Origin of the sequence: Pseudoalteromonas caenipelagi, assembly GCF_013140855.1 — a bacterium.
GTDB classification, from domain to species: Bacteria; Pseudomonadota; Gammaproteobacteria; order Enterobacterales; family Alteromonadaceae; genus Pseudoalteromonas; species Pseudoalteromonas caenipelagi.
The window spans coordinates 175,926-197,966 of the sequence record NZ_JABBPG010000001.1; the positions used below are offsets into that span (position 1 = coordinate 175,926).

The window sequence follows — 22,041 nt, forward strand, 5'->3', positions numbered from 1 at the left end:
ATGGATACGATAGCAATAGAAGAATTTTTAGCTGACTTAGATAGTCGTGGTATTTATGTATATCTGCAAGGTGGCAAGCTAAAACTAAGAACAAAACTAGAGAGTGTGCCTCAGGCTTTATTAGCCCAAATTAAGGCTAATAAAGAGCATCTGATAAGTTACATGAGTCAGCACGACGACAAACAAGGGAATTTATCTAGCGCTCAGCAAAGGATCTGGTTTATTTCTCAGTATGAACAGCAGTCATACGCTTATAACATGGCCGGTCTGATTAAGCTTTCTCGTGCTATCTCTGCCAATGCCTTGAACTTTGCAATAAATAGCTTGTTGTCTCGTTACGATATTTTAAGAAGCAACTTCTTTGATAGTGAAAGTGGCGGGATTCAAAAAGTAAACGAAGAATATCAGTTTAGCTTAACTGTACGACCAACTGACCCTAACACCTCAAAAACGAGTTTAATTAAACAACTACATAATGAGCTGACATACTGCTTTGATTTAGCAAATGAGCTGCTCATTAGGGGGACTTTATTTGCAGACGAGTCGGGTGAGCAAGGGCAATGGTTGTATTTGTCGATGCACCATATTGTTGCTGATGGCTGGTCGGTTGGTTTATTTGTTCAAGCCTTGTTAGAAGAATTGAGCGAACGGACTGCTGCCAATGATAACCCCTTGCAATATAGAGATTATGTGTATTGGGAGTCGCAATTTAGACAAACTGACGATTATCAAAAGCAGCTTGCTTATTGGCAAAACCAACTTAGCAGTCTTGAGTTGTTTGAGCTACCAACTTGTCATGCTCGCTCGGCGAGTAAAAATTATGACGGCGACACCATTTATTTTACGGTTGCTAATGATTTGCTGTCACGCTTTGAGCAACGCTGCCAGCACATCGAAATAACACCATTTGTTGGCTTTTTAAGCGTTTTTTATGGTTTATTGTATCGCTATAGTCATAAGCAAGATATCACTTTAGGTGTGCCCGTTTTAAATCGCACTCAAACTGAGTTTGAAGATATGATTGGGTGTTTCATCAACACCTTACCGATGCGAGTTAGGCTTGAACAGTCAGTTACTTTTGCGCAGCTTGCCGCTATGGTTAAGGACATGGCTAAACATGCTTTAGCGAACCAAAATGTTGCACTAGAAGACATTATTTCAACATTGAATTTACCAAAATCGAGCGCACACTCAGCTTTATTTCAAGTACTGTTTAATTACAATGGTGTTGATACAGATAAGCTTTCAGCGCATGGGTTATCTGCTGAACTAGTTCCTCTTGATAACCACAGTGCAAAATTTGATTTAACGCTTAATCTGTCACGAAATGGTTCGGGCTTAACCGCAAATATAGATTACAGCACACAGTTATTTGATAGCGCGTTCATAGAAACGTTTGCGTCTGATTTTATCGCACTTGTAGAAGCATTTTGTGACCAACATCAGCAAAGTATTGCACACGCAAGCTTACCCAGTGTGCAAAAGGCAGATCAGCTTTTAACGCATCAACCTACACAACAACAATTTGTGAGTATTGTTGAGCTAATTACACAGCAAGCTAAAAAACATCCTCAAAAGGTCGCCTTATATGACGACGGTGACAATAAATATAGCTACGCAGAGTTAGACTCACTGAGCGCGCAATTAGCCAGCGGCCTGAGAAATAACAGGCGATATACTGATGATAAAACTGTTGCATTGCTCGTGAATCGCTCTGCGGATAGCTTAGTGGCAATGTTGGGAATAATGCGAGCTGGCCTTGCGTATTTACCGATTGAGCAGGGGACGCCGTTAAAACGCATTTTAGAGGTATTAAATCAAGCTAACAGCACCCATTTGATCACCATTAATTCAGATGTATTGAGTGCCGACGACACAGCAAAACTCACTGATGAATCAATTATGGTGAATGCATACGAAACGCTCATCGCGAACGAAGCATTCATAGGGCCCATAAGTATTGATACTAAACCTGATGATTGTGCCTATGTTATGTTTACTTCCGGGTCTACCGGTGTGCCAAAAGGGGTGATGGTACCGCACAGAGCATTAGCGAGCTATATTCAGGGCGTTGGTGAAGTTATAGAGTTTACCTCTCAGACAAAGTCTGCGGTACTGACGGGTCTTGCTACTGACCTGTGTTTAACAGGTATTTACCCTGTGTTAGCGAATGGCGGAAGTGTTGTATTTCTTGCAGCAAAGCAATCACAGCTTGAGCCGCAATTTATTGTCAATGAGCTACAAAGACAGCAAATAAATTTAGTTAAGATCACACCTTCTTTTGCCAATGAAATATTGCCGTTAGCCATCAAACAGAAATCCTCAACAGTGGTCAAGCAATGGGTTTTAGGCGGCGAGCCTTTGACTGAATCTTTGGTCCAAGCAGTCCGCGATTATTGTCCAGATGCACATATATATAACCACTATGGTCCTACTGAAACATGTATTGGGGTGAGCGCTTATAAGTTGGCGTGGAACAGCGAGAGCAACTGGGGGAGCTATAGCATTGGTAACGGGTTTTCTCATGTTTACTTAAAAGTGCTAAATAGCTATTTACAAAGTGTTCCGGCAGGTAGCGCAGGAGAGCTATTCATCGGTGGTGACAGTGTAGCGTTAGGCTATATCAATGCACCTGAAATCAATGCAGACGCTTTTGTGACAATACAAGGACAGCGCTTTTATCGTACTGGAGACAAGGTGCGATTAAACAATGCGGGGCAACTTGAATATCTTGGCCGCTTGGATAACCAAGTTAAGATACGTGGCTTCAGAGTTGATTTACAAGATATTGAATCTAAGTTAAATGCCTTGGCGCAAGTTAAGTCTGGCGTTGTCATCAGCAAACCTCAAGCAGACTCTGCAGCGCTTGTGGCGTTTGTAGTCCCTGAGCCAAATGGATTGAGTACTGCGCAAATACAACTGCATATAACAGCGGATTTAAAACTATACTTGCCAGAGCCAATGGTGCCAAGTGTGATTGTTGTGTGTGAACAGTTACCTATGCTTGCAAATGGTAAAATTGATCGCAACGCGCTTAGCGTACAACCTCTACAATTGGATAGTGCAAACTTTGTTGAACCTAGCACTGACGTGCAAAGGACGCTAGCAAATATATTTGAGCAGTTAACCGGGCGCACCCGAATTGGTATACACGATGATTTCTTTGCTATCGGTGGACACTCCTTACTGGCGATGAAACTACTCAACAGGGTAAGAGATAGTTTTGAAATATCGCTGTCACTCAAAACAATTTTTGCAAATCCAACGATAGCTGAGCTTGCTGAATGTTTACAGCGCGCACAAATCGACAGTGCCGACAAAAATAGCAATAAGGGTTACAAACAAAATGAAAGTGTGCACTTTGGTACTCACCATCCCTTGTCATTTTCACAGCAAAGACTTTGGTTTATTGATCAATTTCAAGGCCATAGCAGTCAATATAATTTGCAAGGGATATTTAAATTACATGGTGAGCTTGACCGTAATGCGCTAGAAGCCGCGTTCAATAACATCATTGAGCGTCATCGTATTCTAAAGTTCAACTATAAGGTTGAATCAGGTGCTGATGCTCTGCAATTCGAAAATGAGCTAGCAAAATTTTCGTTAGTATTTCACGATTTAACAGCACTTGATGCTCATCATCAAAGTAACCGAATTGAGCAAACGATTGAGTCTGACTATAAGCACAGTTTTGATCTAGAACGAGATTTAATGATTCGCGGGCAGTTGATTCGGTTGCAAAATACAGAGCACGTGTTGATTGTTACTATGCATCATATTGTCTCAGATGGGTGGTCAATCGACATTCTTTGCAAAGAGCTAACGCAATTTTACGCTCAACATATTAGAGGAGAGCTGCCATCATACCAGCAACTGTCAAACAGTTATGTTGACTATGTTTATTGGCAGCGTCATCAATTTCAATCAGCCAACAATACAAACGAACTTGATTACTGGCGTACAAAACTGGCTGGCATTCCTAAAGTACACGACTTGCCGACGGATAGAGCACGACGCAACGAATCGCTCGTTGGTGGAGCGCTATATTGTCAGGCGATGCCTGCCAGTTTAGAAGCTAAATTACGTGAATACATAAAAGCGTCTGGGCATACATTATTTTTGGTATTACAAACCGCATTTGGCGTATGGATGAGCCGTTTATCACAGCAGCAAACAATCGCTTTAGGGACCCCTGTATCTGGTAGAGAAACGAGCGAATTTGAACCACTCATTGGTAATTTTATCAATACGCTGGTGTTGTATAATGAGGTCAACCCAGATAATACCTTTGCACAAGCGCTTTGCTCTTTTAAACAGACGCTTAATGAAGCGTTGCAAAACCAATCTATCCCTTTCGATTTACTCGTTGAGCAGTTAAATGTTGAGCGAAACATTGCCATTCACCCGCTGATACAAATTGTTTTTAGGGTCAATAATCAAATTAACGAGGCGTTACAACTAGAAGGGGTACAGGTTGAACTGCTTGATGCGCCAATTCGCCAAGCTAAGCTCGATTTAGAAGTCAGTGTTATTGATAGTCACGAACAGATAGTTGTAGAGTGGCTGTATGATAACGCGCTGTGGGATCAAAAGAGCATTGAACGCTTTTTTGCACAGTATTGTCATATTATCGAACAGTGTTTAACTCACTCAGATACCCAGTTAGCTAAGCTAGAAGTATGCTCTAAAGTTGAACAAGCGCAGCTGTTGAAGTATGCGCGTTATGTAGAAATTGACGCTGTGCAAGCTCCAAATTGGGTGCATAAATTTAGCTTATTAGCCCAGCAACAGCCCGATCATATTGCTGTTCGAAACAACAATACCTCGCTTACCTACGCTCAGTTGGACATGTTGTCTAACCAACTGGCGCATAGCTTACTAGAAATGGAGTTCTCTGTTCAAAGTCGAATCGGCATTTTGTTGCCAAGCAGTATGCATATGGTGCTCGGTGTTATAGCCATATTAAAAGCGCAGCACGTCTATGTGCCATTGCATATTGACACGCCAGTAGATGGGCTAGCAACTATCGTCGATGATGCAAATATGACGCTCATCTTAGCGCTAAGTTCAGATGCACCTAGATTGATTGAATGTGGTACTGACTTTTTATTGCTTGATGATATTTTTGAGCAACAGGGCAACTTTAGTATCTATCCAGCAACTTACCCTGAAGTGTTCCATACACACAACGCTCATGAGCTACTTTGCTACATCATTTATACATCGGGCTCTACGGGTAAACCAAAAGGCGTGGCTATCACTTACAGCAATCTAAACGCTTATCTGCAACATGCCTGTACACAGTACATAGAGCACACTGAAGAGCTCAAAGAATCCATAGTCAGTACGCCGCTTGCTTTTGACGCTACGGTAACATCGCTTATTCCGATGCTGATCACCGGAGGAACCGTTAACATTCTATCGGACGATGCGTCGCAGCTCTCAGTACTGACAGAGGCGTTATTTCATTCGCCTAACAACGTGTTATTTAAATTAACACCAGCTCATTTACAGGCTATACAAGCACTATCTGACGGTTTATTTAATTATGATTGTAAACATATCGTCGTGGTAGGGGGAGAAGCTCTGCCTGTTTCACTGATCAGCTCCTTAAAAAATAGACTTCCGCAAGTTAGTTGGATAAATGAATATGGACCAACCGAAACGACCGTAGGATCGAGCATTTATACCGTTGAACCGCATTTCTCGCTCCGTGATCTAGAAAAACTGCCTGATATGCCTATTGGTTTACCTATCGAGCAGGTTGGCATGATAGTGGTTGATAAATTTGATCAGCTTGCCCCATTTAACACGCCTGGTGAGCTGCTGATCTGTGGCCCTGTGGTAAGTCCAGGATATATAAATCAAACCCCATTAAATGATAAAAAGTTTGTAGATATCCGCGTACCTTTCAAAGAAGGGACTGTAAAGCAACGCTTCTATCGCACGGGAGATATTGTTAAATGGTACTCGAAGGATGGGATTGTCCCCAGTTACATAAGGTTCTGTGGGCGTTCTGATGATGTAATTAAACTACGTGGTTATCGTATTGATACAGGTTCGCTATGCCATCACATCAGAGCATTTGACGCGATTGTTGATTGCGCAGTAACGATGGATGTGGACGGGGCATTTCTATGTGCTCATTATGTTGTCACGCCACACTCATCATTTGACGTTAAAAAGCTCAAAAAGCACTTGGCAAACAAGTTACCGGCTTACATGGTGCCAAGTAAATTCAACCAAGTTGAATATTTACCTCTGACACCTAACGGCAAAGTTGATTTAACCGCGTTACATACACAGTTTGTTAATGCTGCAGTGCAACCGCCTGCAAAAATGGAGCTTGCCACTTTAACCGCGCTGCAAGCTTATTTGTTGCAGCTTTACAGCGAGATGTTGCAAGCGCCCAATGTGATGTTGGAGGACAGCTTTTTTGAATTAGGTGGCCACTCACTGCTGGCAATTCGCCTCATTAGTCAAATCCGAGCAGACAAAAATTTTGATATCACGTTAGAGCAATTGTTTAAAACCCCAAGTGTTTTGTCTCTTGCCGAGGCTTTAGAACAATGCCCGTTAATTGATGACAGCAATATCATTGTTTCAGTGTCTCGCTCAAAACGCCTCCCTTTGTCTTATGCTCAGCATCGCCTGTGGTTAATAGAGCAAGTTCAGCAAGGCGCTACCCAATATCATATGCCGGCTAGTTTTGAACTTACAGGGGTGCTGAATATCAATGCTTTTCAACAAGCATTAAACGCCGTGATTAGTCGCCATGAAGTATTGAGAACGCATATTTTGCCAGGCAGCAGTGGCGAAGCACCAGAGCAGCTCATAAATGAACGGTTTGACGTGCCGTGTGTCGTTCATGATTTATCGACGAACGATGATGAGGCAATCGCTGACAAAATAGCAAACTTAAAAAAACAAGCGCTTTTAGCTCCGTTCAACTTAACCACCGATGTATTGCTACGCGTGATGATTATTAAATTGTCGGCGCAGCACCATCACATCCACTTTAACATGCATCATATTGCCAGCGATGGTTGGTCAATGGCCATTTTGGTAAGAGAGTTCATTGCTTTTTATCGCCACTTTAATGGTGAAAGTGGTTTTCAATTACCAACCAAATTAAGTCAACCATTACAAATTCAATATGCTGATTTTGCTTATTGGCAACGACAGCTAGCACAGCAAAAAGAGGTAGAAAATTCGCTCAACTATTGGCAAAATCAATTGCAGAACATCCCAAGTTTGCATCAATTGCCTTTGGATAAACCAAGGCCTTCATTACAGCAATTAGAGGGTGAAACGTATACTCAGTATTTGTCACCTAGCATTACGCAGGCTATCCATAAACAGTGTGCTCAGCAAGGGGTAACCCTGTTTATGTGGTTACACAGTGTGTTTTCATTATTGGTGATGCGCTTTAGTCAAACCTCAGATGTATTAATTGGTTCACCAGTTGCGGGTAGAGAACAGTCGGAAGTCTCTGACTTAATTGGTTTTTTTGTTAATACACTGGTAATTAGGGCGCAAACTGAAGGGACGCAGAGCTTTGCCGCATTTTTACAGCAGCAAAAAAATGTAATTGTTGATGCATTTAAACATCAGACTGTGCCTTTTGAGCAACTAGTTGAGCTGTTACAGCCTGAGCGAAACTTAGCCCATCAGCCCTTGTTCCAAATTTTATTTGCTCTGCAAAATAATGAAGTAACTGAGTTTGAACTCCCTGATCTTCAAATAACTCAATTGCCTACACAAGCGCATAACATGAAGTTTGACTTAGAAGTTAATGCCATTGAGCGAGATTCGGGTATTGAACTGCAATGGAATTTTGCAACATCGTTATTCAAACGAACCAGTATCAAACAACTGGCTGACTCGTTCAGCGTAATGATTACGGCGTTACTTGAAACGCCTAGTTTGAACATCGCCACAGTCCCTTTGAACACACCAGAGCAGCAGCTGTATCTTGCAAACCTTTTTGCTCCGAACCAAAGCGATGATGAAAACCGTTGCGATGAGGTGCATTCATTGGTTACGCAACTTAATCAAGTGATGACTCGCTGCGCTGATGATGTGGCAGTGATAACGTCCAGTGGCATGCAGTTAAGTTTCTTTGAATTACAGCAAAGAGCGCTGCAACTGGCCGCGTTGTTAAGGGCTAACAATGTTGAAAAAGGCGATAGGGTAGCGATTTGTTTGCCTGCCTCAAGCGATATGATTGTAGCAGTCATTGCTACGTGGTATGTGGGGGCTGCATATGTGCCAGTTGACCCTAAATTACCAATTGAACGCGCTAATTTTATCATTCAAGATGCACGCGTCAGTTGCTTAGTGACCAATACGCAAACTCAGCAACTTGGTATCGCTGAGTATTGTGAACAGGCTGCAATCGCTGTAGCAAATATAGATGAATTGACACAGCGCAATATAACGGATGTGCTCAGTGCCGAGGTTAAAGTAGCGGCAGATGATCTTGCCTATATTATCTACACATCAGGTACAACAGGACAGCCTAAAGGCGTGGCTATTAGCCATGCAAATATTAGCGTCTATTTAAATCACGCCCAAGCACACTATTTAGGTGAGCGACAAAAAGTATCCGTTTTGAGCACGCCTTTGGCTTTTGATGCTTCGGTGACCAGCATATGGGCACCATTGCTTAGTGGCGTTGCTGTTATGGTACTGCCTGACGATGACACGCTTATAGATACTTTAGCGAGTCAGGTTTTCTCACCAACGTCAGGGTTGTTTAAACTCACGCCCGCACACTTACAAGCGCTGCTAAATTATCTTCCCGCGCAGCCAGTGTTAAGCACCCATGTAATGGTAGTTGGCGGTGAAGCCCTGAGTGTTCAGTTACTAGAGCAGTTCGCTCACGTATTACCCAATTGTTTATGGGTTAACGAATACGGTCCGACAGAGGCGACGGTAGGTACTTGTGTTTACAGCGTTAATAAAGATGATATCCAAAAGCTGATCACCCAAGGAGAGCATAACGTACCTATCGGACGAGCAATAATGAACACGCACCTGTTAGTAGTTGATGAGCATCAACAGCTAGTGCCGCTTGGTGTTTGTGGTGAGCTATATATATCTGGAGCAAACTTAGCGCAGGGTTACTTCGATAATCAGGCACTAACCAAAGACAAATTTGTGTCTATGACCTTACCAGGTAAAAATAGTGCAACTCGTTACTATCGTAGTGGCGATAAAGTTCGTTGGTTAACTGACGAGCAAGGTGAGCCGACGCAATTACAGTTTTACGGCCGCTATGACCATCAAGTGAAGCTCAGGGGCTATCGAATCGAATTAAGTGAAGTGGAGCATCACTTAACTCAGGTGCCACAGGTTGAGCAAGCGGTTGTATTGTTAAACCAACAACAAGAAGCACTTGAAGCATTTGTCGTCCTCAAAGAAGATGGCAACAGTCCAAAAGACAAACCCTACTACGTGTTAAGTCAAGAGCAGCTTGAGCCGTTATTACAGCATGTTGCTAAATTTTTGCCTCATTACATGCAACCGAACAAAGTGATAGCTCTAAATGCTGTGCCGCTTACCATAAATGGCAAAGTCGACACTAAAAAGTTGCAATTAATCAGCAATGAAAGTGAGCTAATTACACAAAAAGTTTCGCCACGTAACGAATTAGAAACCTCGCTCACAGAGATTTTTGCCGCGCTACTTAATGTGCAAAGTGTTGGTATCACAGATAGCTTTTTTGCACTTGGCGGGCATTCTTTATTGGCAACACAATGTGCTTCCATAATTAAAGAGCAGCTCAATATAGACATTCCAGTCAAAGTACTATTTGAACGTCCAACGATTGCAGCGTTGTCACAGTGGTACGCAATCAATCAAGCGGCTGAAAATATTAATCCCCAAGATAGCACCAGTGATACTTCTGAAGAGATGTTTTTATGATGAATGAGCAGACAATACAAATTGAAAACTTAATCGGCGAAGCACTTGCAGCAGGTGTCACTTTGTATGAAAAAAATGGTGGATTGGCGTTCAAACAAACACGTGACTTTCCACCAGAGTTAAAGGCAAAGGTTGTTGCCCATAAAGCTCAGATTATTGAGTATTTTGTTACGCGCAAACAAGCTCAGCAAATGAATCAGGCATACACCAAGGAGCAGTTAAAGCCATATCCAAGACCCGCAAAGATCCCATTAAGCTATGCACAGGAAGGGCTTTGGTTCGTTGAGCAATTACAAGGTGGTGAGCAATATTATATGTCAGCTGTGTTTAAGATGCGGGGATATCTTAAAGTTCAGTTATTTGAGCGAGCAATAGCGCAAGTTGTGCAGCGGCATGAAATACTCAGGACACGCGTTGTCGTTGATCAACAAGGTGTACCACAGCAAATTATTTCACCTGACATATCTGTACCATTTGTTGCTGTTAATATTAGCGAAGGCAAAAGCCATGTTGATTTAGAGCATGCACAAATTAAAGAAAAACTATTGGCTGAAGCGGAACAGTTAATCGAGGGTTTTAAAAAAGAGCCTCTTGATCTTGAACAAGGGCCTTTGTTACGTGTGTTACTCATATGTCTTGATGATGAATATTGGCTTACCTTTAACATGCACCATATCATCTCCGACGGTGCGTCTTTGCTATGTTTGGTTAGTGAGCTTGAAACTCACTACAGCGCACTACTTGAAGATAAGGCTTATGAAGGGCCACCATTACCCATTCAATATGCCGATTACGTGCTGTGGCAAAGGCAAACTTTAAACGACGCATATTTAAATAGCGCAGTAGCGAAGTTACGTAGCAAACTTGCTGATTTGGACCCGATATTATCACTGCCTACGGATAGACCAAGGCCATCGGTACAATCTACGAGTGGACAAATATACCGCCAAATGCTCGATGGTGAACTCGCTCAAACGTTGTTAAAGCAAGTAGCGCAGCATCACGTTACGTCATTCATGTGGGTGCTTAGTTGCTTTATGTTGTTTATTGGTCGTATTAGCCAAAATGAACAAGTCGCACTGGGCACACCTGTTTTGGGCCGTAACCACCCTGAGCTTAACAATTTAATCGGCTTATTTGCCAATACCATAGTGATCCCAGCTTCACTGGATGATGAGAGTCAATTTAGTCATTGGTTAGAGAAACAAAAACACACCATACTCGAGGCATTTGAATATCAAGCTGTGCCGTTTGATAAGTTGGTTGATGCGCTGGGGTGCAAACGCGATTTAAGTCACCATCCGTTGGTTCAGATTTTGTTTACTCTAGAACAAGCCAGCGACAGTCATTTTGTATTACCTAACTTAACCATTGAAGAGGTCAAACCCAAAACTAATCACCAGTGTGCAATTAAGTGTGATTTAGAACTGAATGTGCAGTTATCAGAGCAAGGCATATTACTTAATTGGAAATTTGATGATGCACTGTACGACTTAGACACAATTGTGCACTGGGCAGACAGTTTTGCAGTGTTGTTAGAGCATGTTTGTGTTTATCCAGACACGCCTTGTGTGCACATACCCTTGTTAGACGAACAGCAAACTCTGCAGATATTAAAGCAACCTCAATGCACACAGGTACAGTGGCCGTCAGATACTCATCTTGTTGAGATATTTGAGCGCCAAGTAACGCGTTACCCTGAGCAAATAGCACTCGTAGATGAAAACTCGACGTTAACTTATCAAGCACTTAATTATCGGGCTAATCAATTGGCTCATTTACTCATAGATCATGGAGTAAAGGCAGAGCAGCTTATACCTGTGAGTGTGACACGTAATGTTGATATGGTCGTCACCTTGCTTGCTATTTTAAAAGCGGGCTGTGCGTATGTGCCAATCGACCCTGATTATCCCGCTGACCGTATTGAATACATCATCAAGGATGTTGGTGGGGATGTGTTAATCTGCGACAGCACAAGTGCCGCCGTTTTTGACTTTTTTGGCATGCAGGTGATTAATATTAGCGAGGCTGAAACAAGTAGCATTCATAACGGCAACGCTAACCTGAGAATGCCAATCTCGGGGAAAAATCTGGCCTATATGATTTATACGTCGGGTACGACAGGGCGGCCAAAAGGTGTACAAATTGAGCATCGCCATGTTGTGCGATTACTTTTTACTAATCCCAATTTGTTTGATTTTAATGAACATGACGTATGGACCTTATTTCATTCGTTTTGCTTCGATTTTTCTGTGTGGGAAATGTACGGCGCTTTACTATTTGGTGGCCGACTTGTTGTTGTTAGTAAAGAGGCCTGCAAAGATAGCGAAGCATTTGCAAAATTACTGATTGAGCAAAAAGTCACAGTTTTAAATCAAACCCCTAGCGCGTTTTATGTTCTGCAAGATAACATGCTCAAACTCGATAGGGCGCTGCAAGCGAAAAACCGTATTCGTTATGTTATTTTTGGTGGTGAAGCGCTACAACCTGCTAAATTAAAGCCTTGGGCGCTGCAATTTACTGATAGCAAACTCATTAATATGTACGGCATCACCGAAACAACCGTACATGTTACTTATAAACAAATAACGCATAAAGACATTGAACAAGGTACCAGCAACATAGGTAAGCCAATACCTACCACATCTTGTTATGTGCTTGATAAGCATTTACAGCCTTTGCCCTATGGTGCAATTGGCGAATTATATGTGGGTGGTGAAGGTGTTTGTCGCGGCTATTGGCAAAAAGAAGATCTTAATAAGCAGCGATTTATCACTAATCCATATAGTGAACACGCCAGCAGGCTTTATAAAACTGGCGATCTTGCTCGCTCCCTTTGCAATGGCGAGCTAGTCTATGTAGGTCGAATTGACGACCAAGTAAAAGTACGGGGCTATCGTATTGAGCTTGGTGAAATTGAAAACCAACTTCGCACTCACCCATGGCTTTTAGAAGTCGTTACTTTGCTCAAACAAGATGAAGCACTCGGCTCATCAATTTGTGCATTTGTTGTGTTAGCCAAAGAGGCGCATTTTGAAGATTTAACAGCGCAGATCCAGCACTATCTAAGGCAAACTCTACCGGAGTTTATGTTGCCTACAAGCATAACTTCGGTTGCCAGCATGCCTCTGACAAGTAACGGTAAAGTAGATAAAAAGGCATTATTGGCACTAGCAACATCGACACCTCAGCCACAGCCTTTCAACGCGCCAAATACTGAGTTTGAAAGGCAAATAGCGGATTGCTTTGCTCAAATATTACAATTAGACAGTGTCGGCCGTGACGATCACTTTTTCCGACTAGGTGGGCATTCTTTATTGGCAACACAAGCAATCACTCAGTTGCGTGAAAAAGCCAAATTAAATGTAACACTCAAAGATTTATTCCAACGTCCAGAAGTTAAGTCATTAGCACAAATCGCACAACATAATCACCATTATATCGGACAGACTTCTGAGCAATTGAAATTAACGAGTCGCGAGCATCATGGCGATATACCTTTGTCTTTTGCGCAACAACGTTTGTGGAGCATCGATCAAATTCAACAAGGTAGTCTTGAATATCATATGAGCGCAGCCTTTGAACTGTGTGGGCAGCTAAACATAGATGCGTTTACCCAATCCTGGTATTCGATAGTTGAGCGTCATGAAGTATTAAGAACATGTTTTGTATGTTCAAAACAAGGGCAGCCGTACCAGCAAATCAAACAATCCTATGATGAGCTTGTGAACTATGTTGATGCAAATGAACTGACAAACGAGCAGCAAGAAAGATTGTGGCTAAAAATACTCAGGGACGATAGACAAACGCCATTTAAGCTAAATCAAGATATTATGCTGCGTGTTACCTTACTAAAGCTGGGCGTCGATAAACATAGACTGCTAGTGAATATGCATCATATCGCCAGTGATGCACAGTCTTTGCATATACTCGTTAAAGAGTTTACGCAGTTTTATCAAAGCTACGCGTTTAAGCATGCCTTGCCAGAGGGATTAAGAACGCCGTTGTCTGTTCAATATCGAGATTATGCTATTTGGCAACGCGATGTAATGAACGCAGAAAAGCTGCATGAGCACGCACAATTTTGGCTAAGCCATCTTGATGGTGCACCACCTTTGCACCACTTACCAGTGGATAGTCCGAGAGCCAAACAGCAGATTACTAAAGCAAAGCTGTATCAACTGCAATTTTCCAAGCAGCTTGGTGCGGCTATTCGCGCACATTGCCAACGCTTAGACATAACCTTGTTTACTTGGTTACATACTGCATTTTCGTTAACCGTAGCACGATTTAGTAATAGCCATGATGTGGTTATCGGTGCTCCTTTTTCAGGCAGAAATCATACTCAGTTGGAACATATGATTGGCTTTTTTGTAAATACTTTGCCAATCAGAACCGTGCTCACCGATGATATCAGTTTTGAAAGCTTGTTAGCGCAACAAAAAGATCTGCTTGAAGATATTCATATGCATAAAGAAATGCCTTTTGAGCAGATCATTGAAAGATTAAAACTAACTCGAGACTTGAGCCATCAAAGTGTATTTCAGCTGACGTTTTCACTTAATCCACAGATTGAAAGCGAGTTAAAACTTCCAGGAATACACGCTGAAGCAATTGATGAGCATGCTCTGAATGTGAAGTTTGATATTGAATTAAGTTGTCATGAAGACGATGCACAACTGCGTTTTAACTGGGTATACAACAGTGCCTTGTTTGACGAACAAACTATCGAATCGTTGGCTAGCACGTTTAAAGTATTGGTTGAGCAAGTTATAGAGCAACCAGCCACAGCGGTAAGTACTTTGCCATTGCTCACTAAATGTCAGTCTCAGCAACTAGTTATTCAAGGTCGTCACACTGATGAAGCTTACTCCCGTACGGTATTAGATGAATTTATTGAAATGGCTAGTGCTGATAAAGAGCGTACCGCGCTTATTGACTCAGATACAAATCAACATGTCAGTTATAAATGGCTACATCAGCGTAGTAATGAACTAGCGCAGTATTTAATTGCCAAGGGGGTCAAGCACGAACAATGCATTGTAGTAAGCATGCCTTTTGGTTCAGATCTGATTGTTGCCATGCTTGGTATATTAAAAGCTGGTGGCTGCTATGTACCGGTTGACCCTAATTATCCTCAACATAGAATAAACTTTATTAGCGAAGATTGCAGTGCTGCGTTTGTGATAACGCGCAGTGATCACATTGATAAATTTAACGTGCTTGCTAACGTAGCCTCTCGCATTATATGTATAGATGACTACTATACCGAGCAGGATATAATCAATCATGTTCATAGCGAGCATTGTCTGCCTTTAATAAATTCACAGCAGCTTGCGTACGTGATTTATACATCAGGTACTACAGGCAACCCCAAAGGGGTCATGATCCCACATTGTGGATTAATGAATCTATGCAACTGGCATAACCGCAGCTTTAACGTAAACGATCACAGTGTGGCAAGCCAAACTGCAAATATTGCGTTTGATGCAGCTGCTTGGGAAATTTGGCCCTATCTATGCGCAGGTTCTGCCATTATAACTGTGCCTAAGCCTATATTAAATGCGCCAGATAAACTCGCGCAACTATTTACACATTACAAAGTAACACATTGTTTTCTTGCTACACCAATTGCTGAGGCGATATTGGCAGATGATGCTTTCACTCCTCAATATTTGACTTATTTGTTGGTTGGAGGAGATAAACTTAATCGCATTGATGTGTCTTCACTGCCATTTTCTATCATTAATAACTATGGCCCGACAGAGGCGTCGGTCGTGACCACTTCAGGGGTTGTCACATTATCTAATAAAGTGCCAGATATCGGCGAACCGATAGATAATACTTATTTGTATATTCTTGATAAGAATAAACAACCAGTGCCTGCGGGGATGATAGGTGAGTTATACATCGCAGGGTTGGGTTTGGCTCGCGGGTATTTGAACTTAGCAGAACTTACTCAGAAACGCTTTGTGATGTTAGATACACCTACTGGGCAACATGTTAGGGCCTATCAGTCAGGGGATCTGGTAAGGTTAAATGAAAATGGCAAGATAGCTTATATTTCGCGCCTTGATAATCAAGTTAAATTAAGAGGCTATAGAATCGAGCTTGGAGAGATCGAGCAGGTTCTTTTATCTTGCCTTGAGCTTGACGAATGCGTCGTTCAGCTTTGCTCCTTAGCAAGTGGTGTAAAGCAGCTGGTGGCATTTTTGTGTTTCGATGCAGCCTTGTTTACTAAGGAGCGCGTTGTGCAGGTTGTGCAAAGCCATTTATCAGCCAAGCTACCGGCATACATGCATCCCAGCCACTATATCGCGCTTGAGTCGTTACCATTAACACCTCATGGTAAGGTTGACCATCACGCTTTAAATGACCTGGTCAGTACACTCAACCCGCAAATTCGCGATGAGCTACAAACAGTAGATAAACATCACAATTCTGAGACCCTAGAAGGGAAGCTATTAAACTTATATCACAACGTATTGAATACGAAGCACTTACGGCTCGATGATGACTTCTTTGCGTTTGGTGGGGATTCGATATTAAGTATTCAAATAGCGAGTCGCTCTCGTGCATTAGGCATAGAAATATCTGTGGCTGATGTGTTTAACTACAACACCGTTGGCCGTCTTGCTGAACATATTAAAGGGTCGCAAATAGCGTCTTCTAGTGCCGACGCAGTCTCTTCGCATAGTGGGCCGATTGCCCCTTTACCCATACAAAAGTGGTTTTTTGAACAAGCATTTGAAAAACCAACGCATTGGAATCAGGCGTTACTGTTATCGACGGATAAACTTCTAGGCGTCGGGCATATGCAACTAGCCTTAGATAGCATAATTGAATTACATGATGCGTTGCGTTTGACTGTTAATAGTCACAATGAGTTGGCAGTACAAGCGCGAGTGCACAGCCATGAAATATGGCAAGGATCTGACTTGCGTGAAAGTCGTCAATGGCAGTGTGATTTATTACAAATAGCGAATAAAGCGCAGCAAAGCTTTGAGTTTATCAACAAGCCACTGTTTAGAGTTTGTTTTTTCAAAACTCCCCAAGACGAATCTCATAACAGACTGCTGATTGTTGCGCATCACTTGATCATTGACGGTGTTTCGTGGCGTTTGTTGCTAGAAGACTTTCAGCACGCTTGCGAACGTGCTGTTGATGATCAGCAAATAGTGTTACCAAAACGCACCGCATCACTCTATCAGGTGAGTCAATTTTACTTAGATCTGGCGCAGCAGCAAGATTTTCTGGGGCATTGGCAATCGCTTGTTGAGCGTGGTGCAGATAGTGTCTCTATGTTGCAGTTGCGAAAGCTAACAGATGGAGAAACACCAAAAGCGACAACATATAAGCATGTTTGTTCTGAGCAATTAACCGATGTGTTGGTTCAAGATGCCAATATGGCTTATAACACTTCTGTGCAGGTGCTACTACTTAGTGCATTACAGTGGTGCGCTATGGTGCATTATCAAACGCGTTCACAAATTATTATGCTTGAAGGCCATGGTCGAGAAATGCTCAACAAGGCCGTTAAAGCTGAGCGTTGTATCGGCTGGCTAACAGCCATGTATCCATTTCACCTATTTAGTAATGCAGCCTCTTTACATGAAGTAATTTGCACTGTTAAAGAACAGCTCGCGTATGTGACGGACATTGCCAGTAGCTATGGTGCGCTGCGTTATGGCCATCAATCACAAGATATCCGCCAGTCATTGCATATTAATAGCCAGGATAAAATTTTCTTTAATTATTTAGGGCAGCTAGACAATGCGATAAATAATGACGCTCTGATAGCTGGTGCCAACGAGGAAGTCGGCGCTTTACACAGTGACCGTAATCATCTGTATTATGGCCTACAGATCACCGCAGCCATCAACAATGGCAGGCTCTCGTTTAACTTTGATTACGACGCTAACAGGCTCGATAGTGCAGACATTGAAAAATTAGCAACCCATTTAGAAGAGAGCTTAAAGGCAGTAGTTGCGCATTGCTCGAATACTCAGCTTCGTCAATATACGCCAAGTGATTTTAACTTATTAGCGGGCGTTTCTAGGCTTCAATTAGACAAGCTGATTGCGCCTTATAATCACCAAATTATTGCCGACATTTACCCACTTAGTATGCTGCAAAAAGGCATGTGGCTGGTGAGTCAACGTAATGCATTTAGTAAAGATGTGCCGTATCTAGAGCAAGTTTCTATGGTGTTTGATGGCGCGTTTGACGTTGAAGCGTTCAGTTACGCTTGGCAATGTCTGTTAAAAACGCACAGTATATTAAGAACCGCATTTATCAAGGCAACGGACGAACCTTTACAAGTGGTAATAGAAAGCGTGGAATTACCATTACAAATTGATGATTCCGAGCTGTTTTTACTCAGTGGTATGGCTGAACATGAGTATCTTAAAACGCTAGCAGAGCTTGAGTACAGTGAAGGGATAGACCTAACCGTAGCGCCTTGTATGCGACTGCGGTTGGTGCCGTTATTAGGTAATCGTTATGGGTTCATTTGGACTTATCATCATTTAATAATGGACGGATGGTCACAGCCAACATTATTTGCCAACCTATTGTCCTACTATAGTGCTCGAATAGGTGGTCAAACTGTCAAAATTAAAGAAGATAAATTCAAAGATTACATTGCGTATCTGCAAAAACAAAACGGCAGTGCTGAGCAGGCGTTTTGGCAGAGCTATTTATCGGGTGTTGATGAGCCAACGTTGTTGGTCAAACATATCACCTGTGACCATACGCTAGATGAGCGTAAAGTGGCTCAAATTGATATTGCAATTGACTCGCAATTAAGGTCCCAGCTGAATCAATTTGCTAAAGCACAAGGGTTTACGCTTAATCATATTCTGCAAGGTGTTTGGGGTTATTGGCTGAGTATTTGTTGTGACAGTGATTATGCGCTATTTGGTCAAACCATCTCTGGTAGACCTTCAGATTTGACGGATGTTGAGCAACGTGTTGGGTTATATATAAATACCCAAGCGGTAAAGCTAGATGTTGATATAAATGATAGTGCGTTAGTCTACTTAAATCGGGTTAAACAAAACCATTTACAGCTTGCAACATATTGCCATAGCGCACTGACACAGGTGCACGACTGGAGTAATATTGATAATGGTAGTGAGCTGTTCGATGCATTATATGTGTTTGAAAATTATCCAACAGCACCGCTTGATAACGCCGATGAGGTCCCATTTGAAGTCCAAAGTCAGCAATTTGTAGACCATACACATTACCCACTGACGTTGGTTATTGGAGATTCAGAGCGGTTAACATTAAGTCTTTGCTATGATTTAAGCCTATTTACCCATAAAGTTGTAGAGCAAAGCCTAGAAACATTGTGCCATTTATTGCGTCTATTCGTTACGCAACCTGATGTACCTTTATGTAAGCTACCTTTGTTAGCTGATGAGCAGCTGCATCAAAGCACATTAGACACTTTCAATACGACATTGCTGAGCAATGAAATAGTTAGTTTTGAGCAAACCGACAGCTTAGTGCAGCGCTTTGAGCAAATGGTGGCGTTATACCCAAATAAACCAGCGCTACAGTTTTATAACTCACACGACTGTATAGAAATGAATTACGCGCAATTGAATGAGCGCGCAGAAAAGCTTGCCAGTTACATCCACCAACAGCTTGGGCAATATGCTCAGCAACCCATTATTGCAATTTGTTTAGATAAGCGTTTTGAACTAGTTATCTCGGTTGTAGCTTGCTTGAAGCTTGGCGCTGCTTACTTGGCTATTTCACCACAATTACCTCATGCTCGTCGCCATTACATGGCTGACAATGCAGGTATCGCCGCATTGATAACAATTGACAGAGACTGGCAGGGCAAATTACCGGCAGCCAAGATAATTGATCTAAACACGCTTTCGTCAAATGTTCCTGACTTGCCTATCCCAAATATAGATAGCCGTGGTGACAACCTGTGTTACGTGATCTATACATCAGGCACAACGGGTACTCCTAAAGGAGTGATGGTGGAACAAAGTAGTGTTCTCAATTATGTGGCATTTTTGAGTAAATGTTACGGCATTACGCACACAGATAATTATTTGCAGTTTGCCAGTTGTAGCTTTGATGTGTTTGCAGAAGAAGTATTTTGCTCGCTACTTAATGGCGCCACACTTGTAATGGCAGACACAAATCAATTGTTAACAGCCCGAGGTTTGGCAACAGTTTCTAGCAAATGTTCCCTTACATTAATGAGCTTACCAACGGCATATTGGCACATGTTAGCTAAGGAGCGTGTTGATTTAGGTGCTCAGCTAAGATTGATCACCATAGGGGGGGAGCAGATGCAAACGGGCGCACTGAATGTGTGGCAGCAACATTACGGTGAATCAATTCGCTTAATTAACGCCTACGGCCCAACGGAAGCGACAATATCAGCAACGCTAAAAGATGTGACGCACTTACACAACGAACGATTGTCGATTGGTCTGCCAGTCGCAGGGGCTACACTTGCAATATTTGATAAACATGGACGTGTATTACCTGAGTACATGGTTGGCGAGTTATATATATCGGGTGTTTGTTTAGCCAGAGGGTATTTAGCAGATAAAGCAAAAACAGATAGTGTCTTTATTTACGACAAGGCAAACGGTCAAAGGTGGTATAAAACCGGCGACAGAGTAAGAATAAACGCCAACGCAGAAGTAGAATATTTAGGCCGTTTAGATGAGCAAGTGAAAGTGCGAGGTTATCGTATAGAGCTTGCAGAGATTGAGCGCAATTTGTTACTCAATAAACACATTGCGCAATGTGCAGTGGTGATACGACAAGATAGTAATGGTGCAAATCAATTGGTGGCATTTCTGATAAGCTGTATCGCCAACATAAGTCTTAGCGATGTTCGCCAAGCTTTGTCTGAGCGATTACCCCAATACATGCTACCGGAACACTTCAAATTACTAGATAGTTTACCACTTACAAATAACGGAAAAGTAGATAAAAAGCAGCTCGCAGCTTTAGCACAAAACATTAATAGAAAACAACGACGCTCAGAGAGTGAACATAAAACACCGCTACAACGGGCGCTATCAGCTCGATTAGAAGAGCTACTTAATGTAGAGAATATCAACATGCATGAAGATATCTTTATGCTAGGTGCCCACTCTTTAATTGCGATGCGTTTGATTGGTGAACTTAGTGATGAACTCGATCTCGATTTACCCATAGAGCTGATATTTGAAAATCGAACAATTGCAACGCTTAGTAATGCGTTACAAAAGCGAATTAGACGTACATCAGTGGCCTTAGAGGATAAAGCTGTTTTATGTTTACAAACAGGGCAGCAGGGTTACACACCAATTATTTTAATAGCAGGGGCGGGAGGTCTATTAATGGCATTTCAAAGCTTAGTGCAAGGCCTTGATGAACGTATCCCTGTCTATGGTTTACAGCCAGATAAAATAGTAGATGAAGACAAGACGATTAATTCTGTAACCTTAACGGCCTCGCATTATTTGTCTGAGTTAGAAAAAGCAGGTGTGTGTAACGCGCACATTATTGGACATTCATTTGGTAGTTTTATCGGCTATGAAATAGTTAGGCAGGCAGCGCAAAAAGCGGCCCAGTTTGAATTGTCACTAACCGTAATAGATACGCCATTACCTGTGACTGTACATACGCCAATCAACGATGAACAGTGCAGTCAACTTATGGTGGACAACATCTTAGAGTTCTTCTATATATCATTATCTGACACTCAGCAACAAGACTATAGCGCGCTTAAGCCTGAGCAAAGATTACGCTGGATATTTAAAGTTATAAACGCCGCAGGATATCACTTTTCAATTTCACAGCTCAGCAGGTTTGCCAAAGTGTTTGCTGCGCAGCTGAATGCACCAGTACAGCTTCAGCCTATTGAAGCTACATCCGCCACCGCTGTGATAAAAGCTACTCAGACGAGTCATTTTGAAGGTCAAGATATTAAACCTGATATGGGGTGGAGCATATTATGTGGCGCTGTAGAGACCTATGAAGTTGAAGGTAATCATTTGAGCATACTGCAAAAATCGCATGTAGCGGCGGTTGTGAAGATTTTAGAAAAGAATTACGTTTTGAATTAACAGTTGTAAAATATTT

General features: G+C 42.1%; 2 protein-coding genes. Both read left to right on the plus strand.

The window, feature by feature from the left end; translation table 11 throughout:
• A complete protein-coding gene (locus tag HG263_RS00800; protein WP_171624188.1) occupies positions 1-9,930 on the plus strand; it encodes a non-ribosomal peptide synthetase in 9,930 nt (3,309 codons plus the stop codon).
• Complete coding sequence (locus tag HG263_RS00805) at positions 9,927-22,025, plus strand: non-ribosomal peptide synthetase (RefSeq protein WP_171624189.1); 12,099 nt, start codon at positions 9,927-9,929, stop codon at positions 22,023-22,025. The genes HG263_RS00800 and HG263_RS00805 overlap by 4 nt, the downstream gene beginning before the upstream one ends.
• The last annotated feature ends 16 nt before the right edge of the window (positions 22,026-22,041 follow it).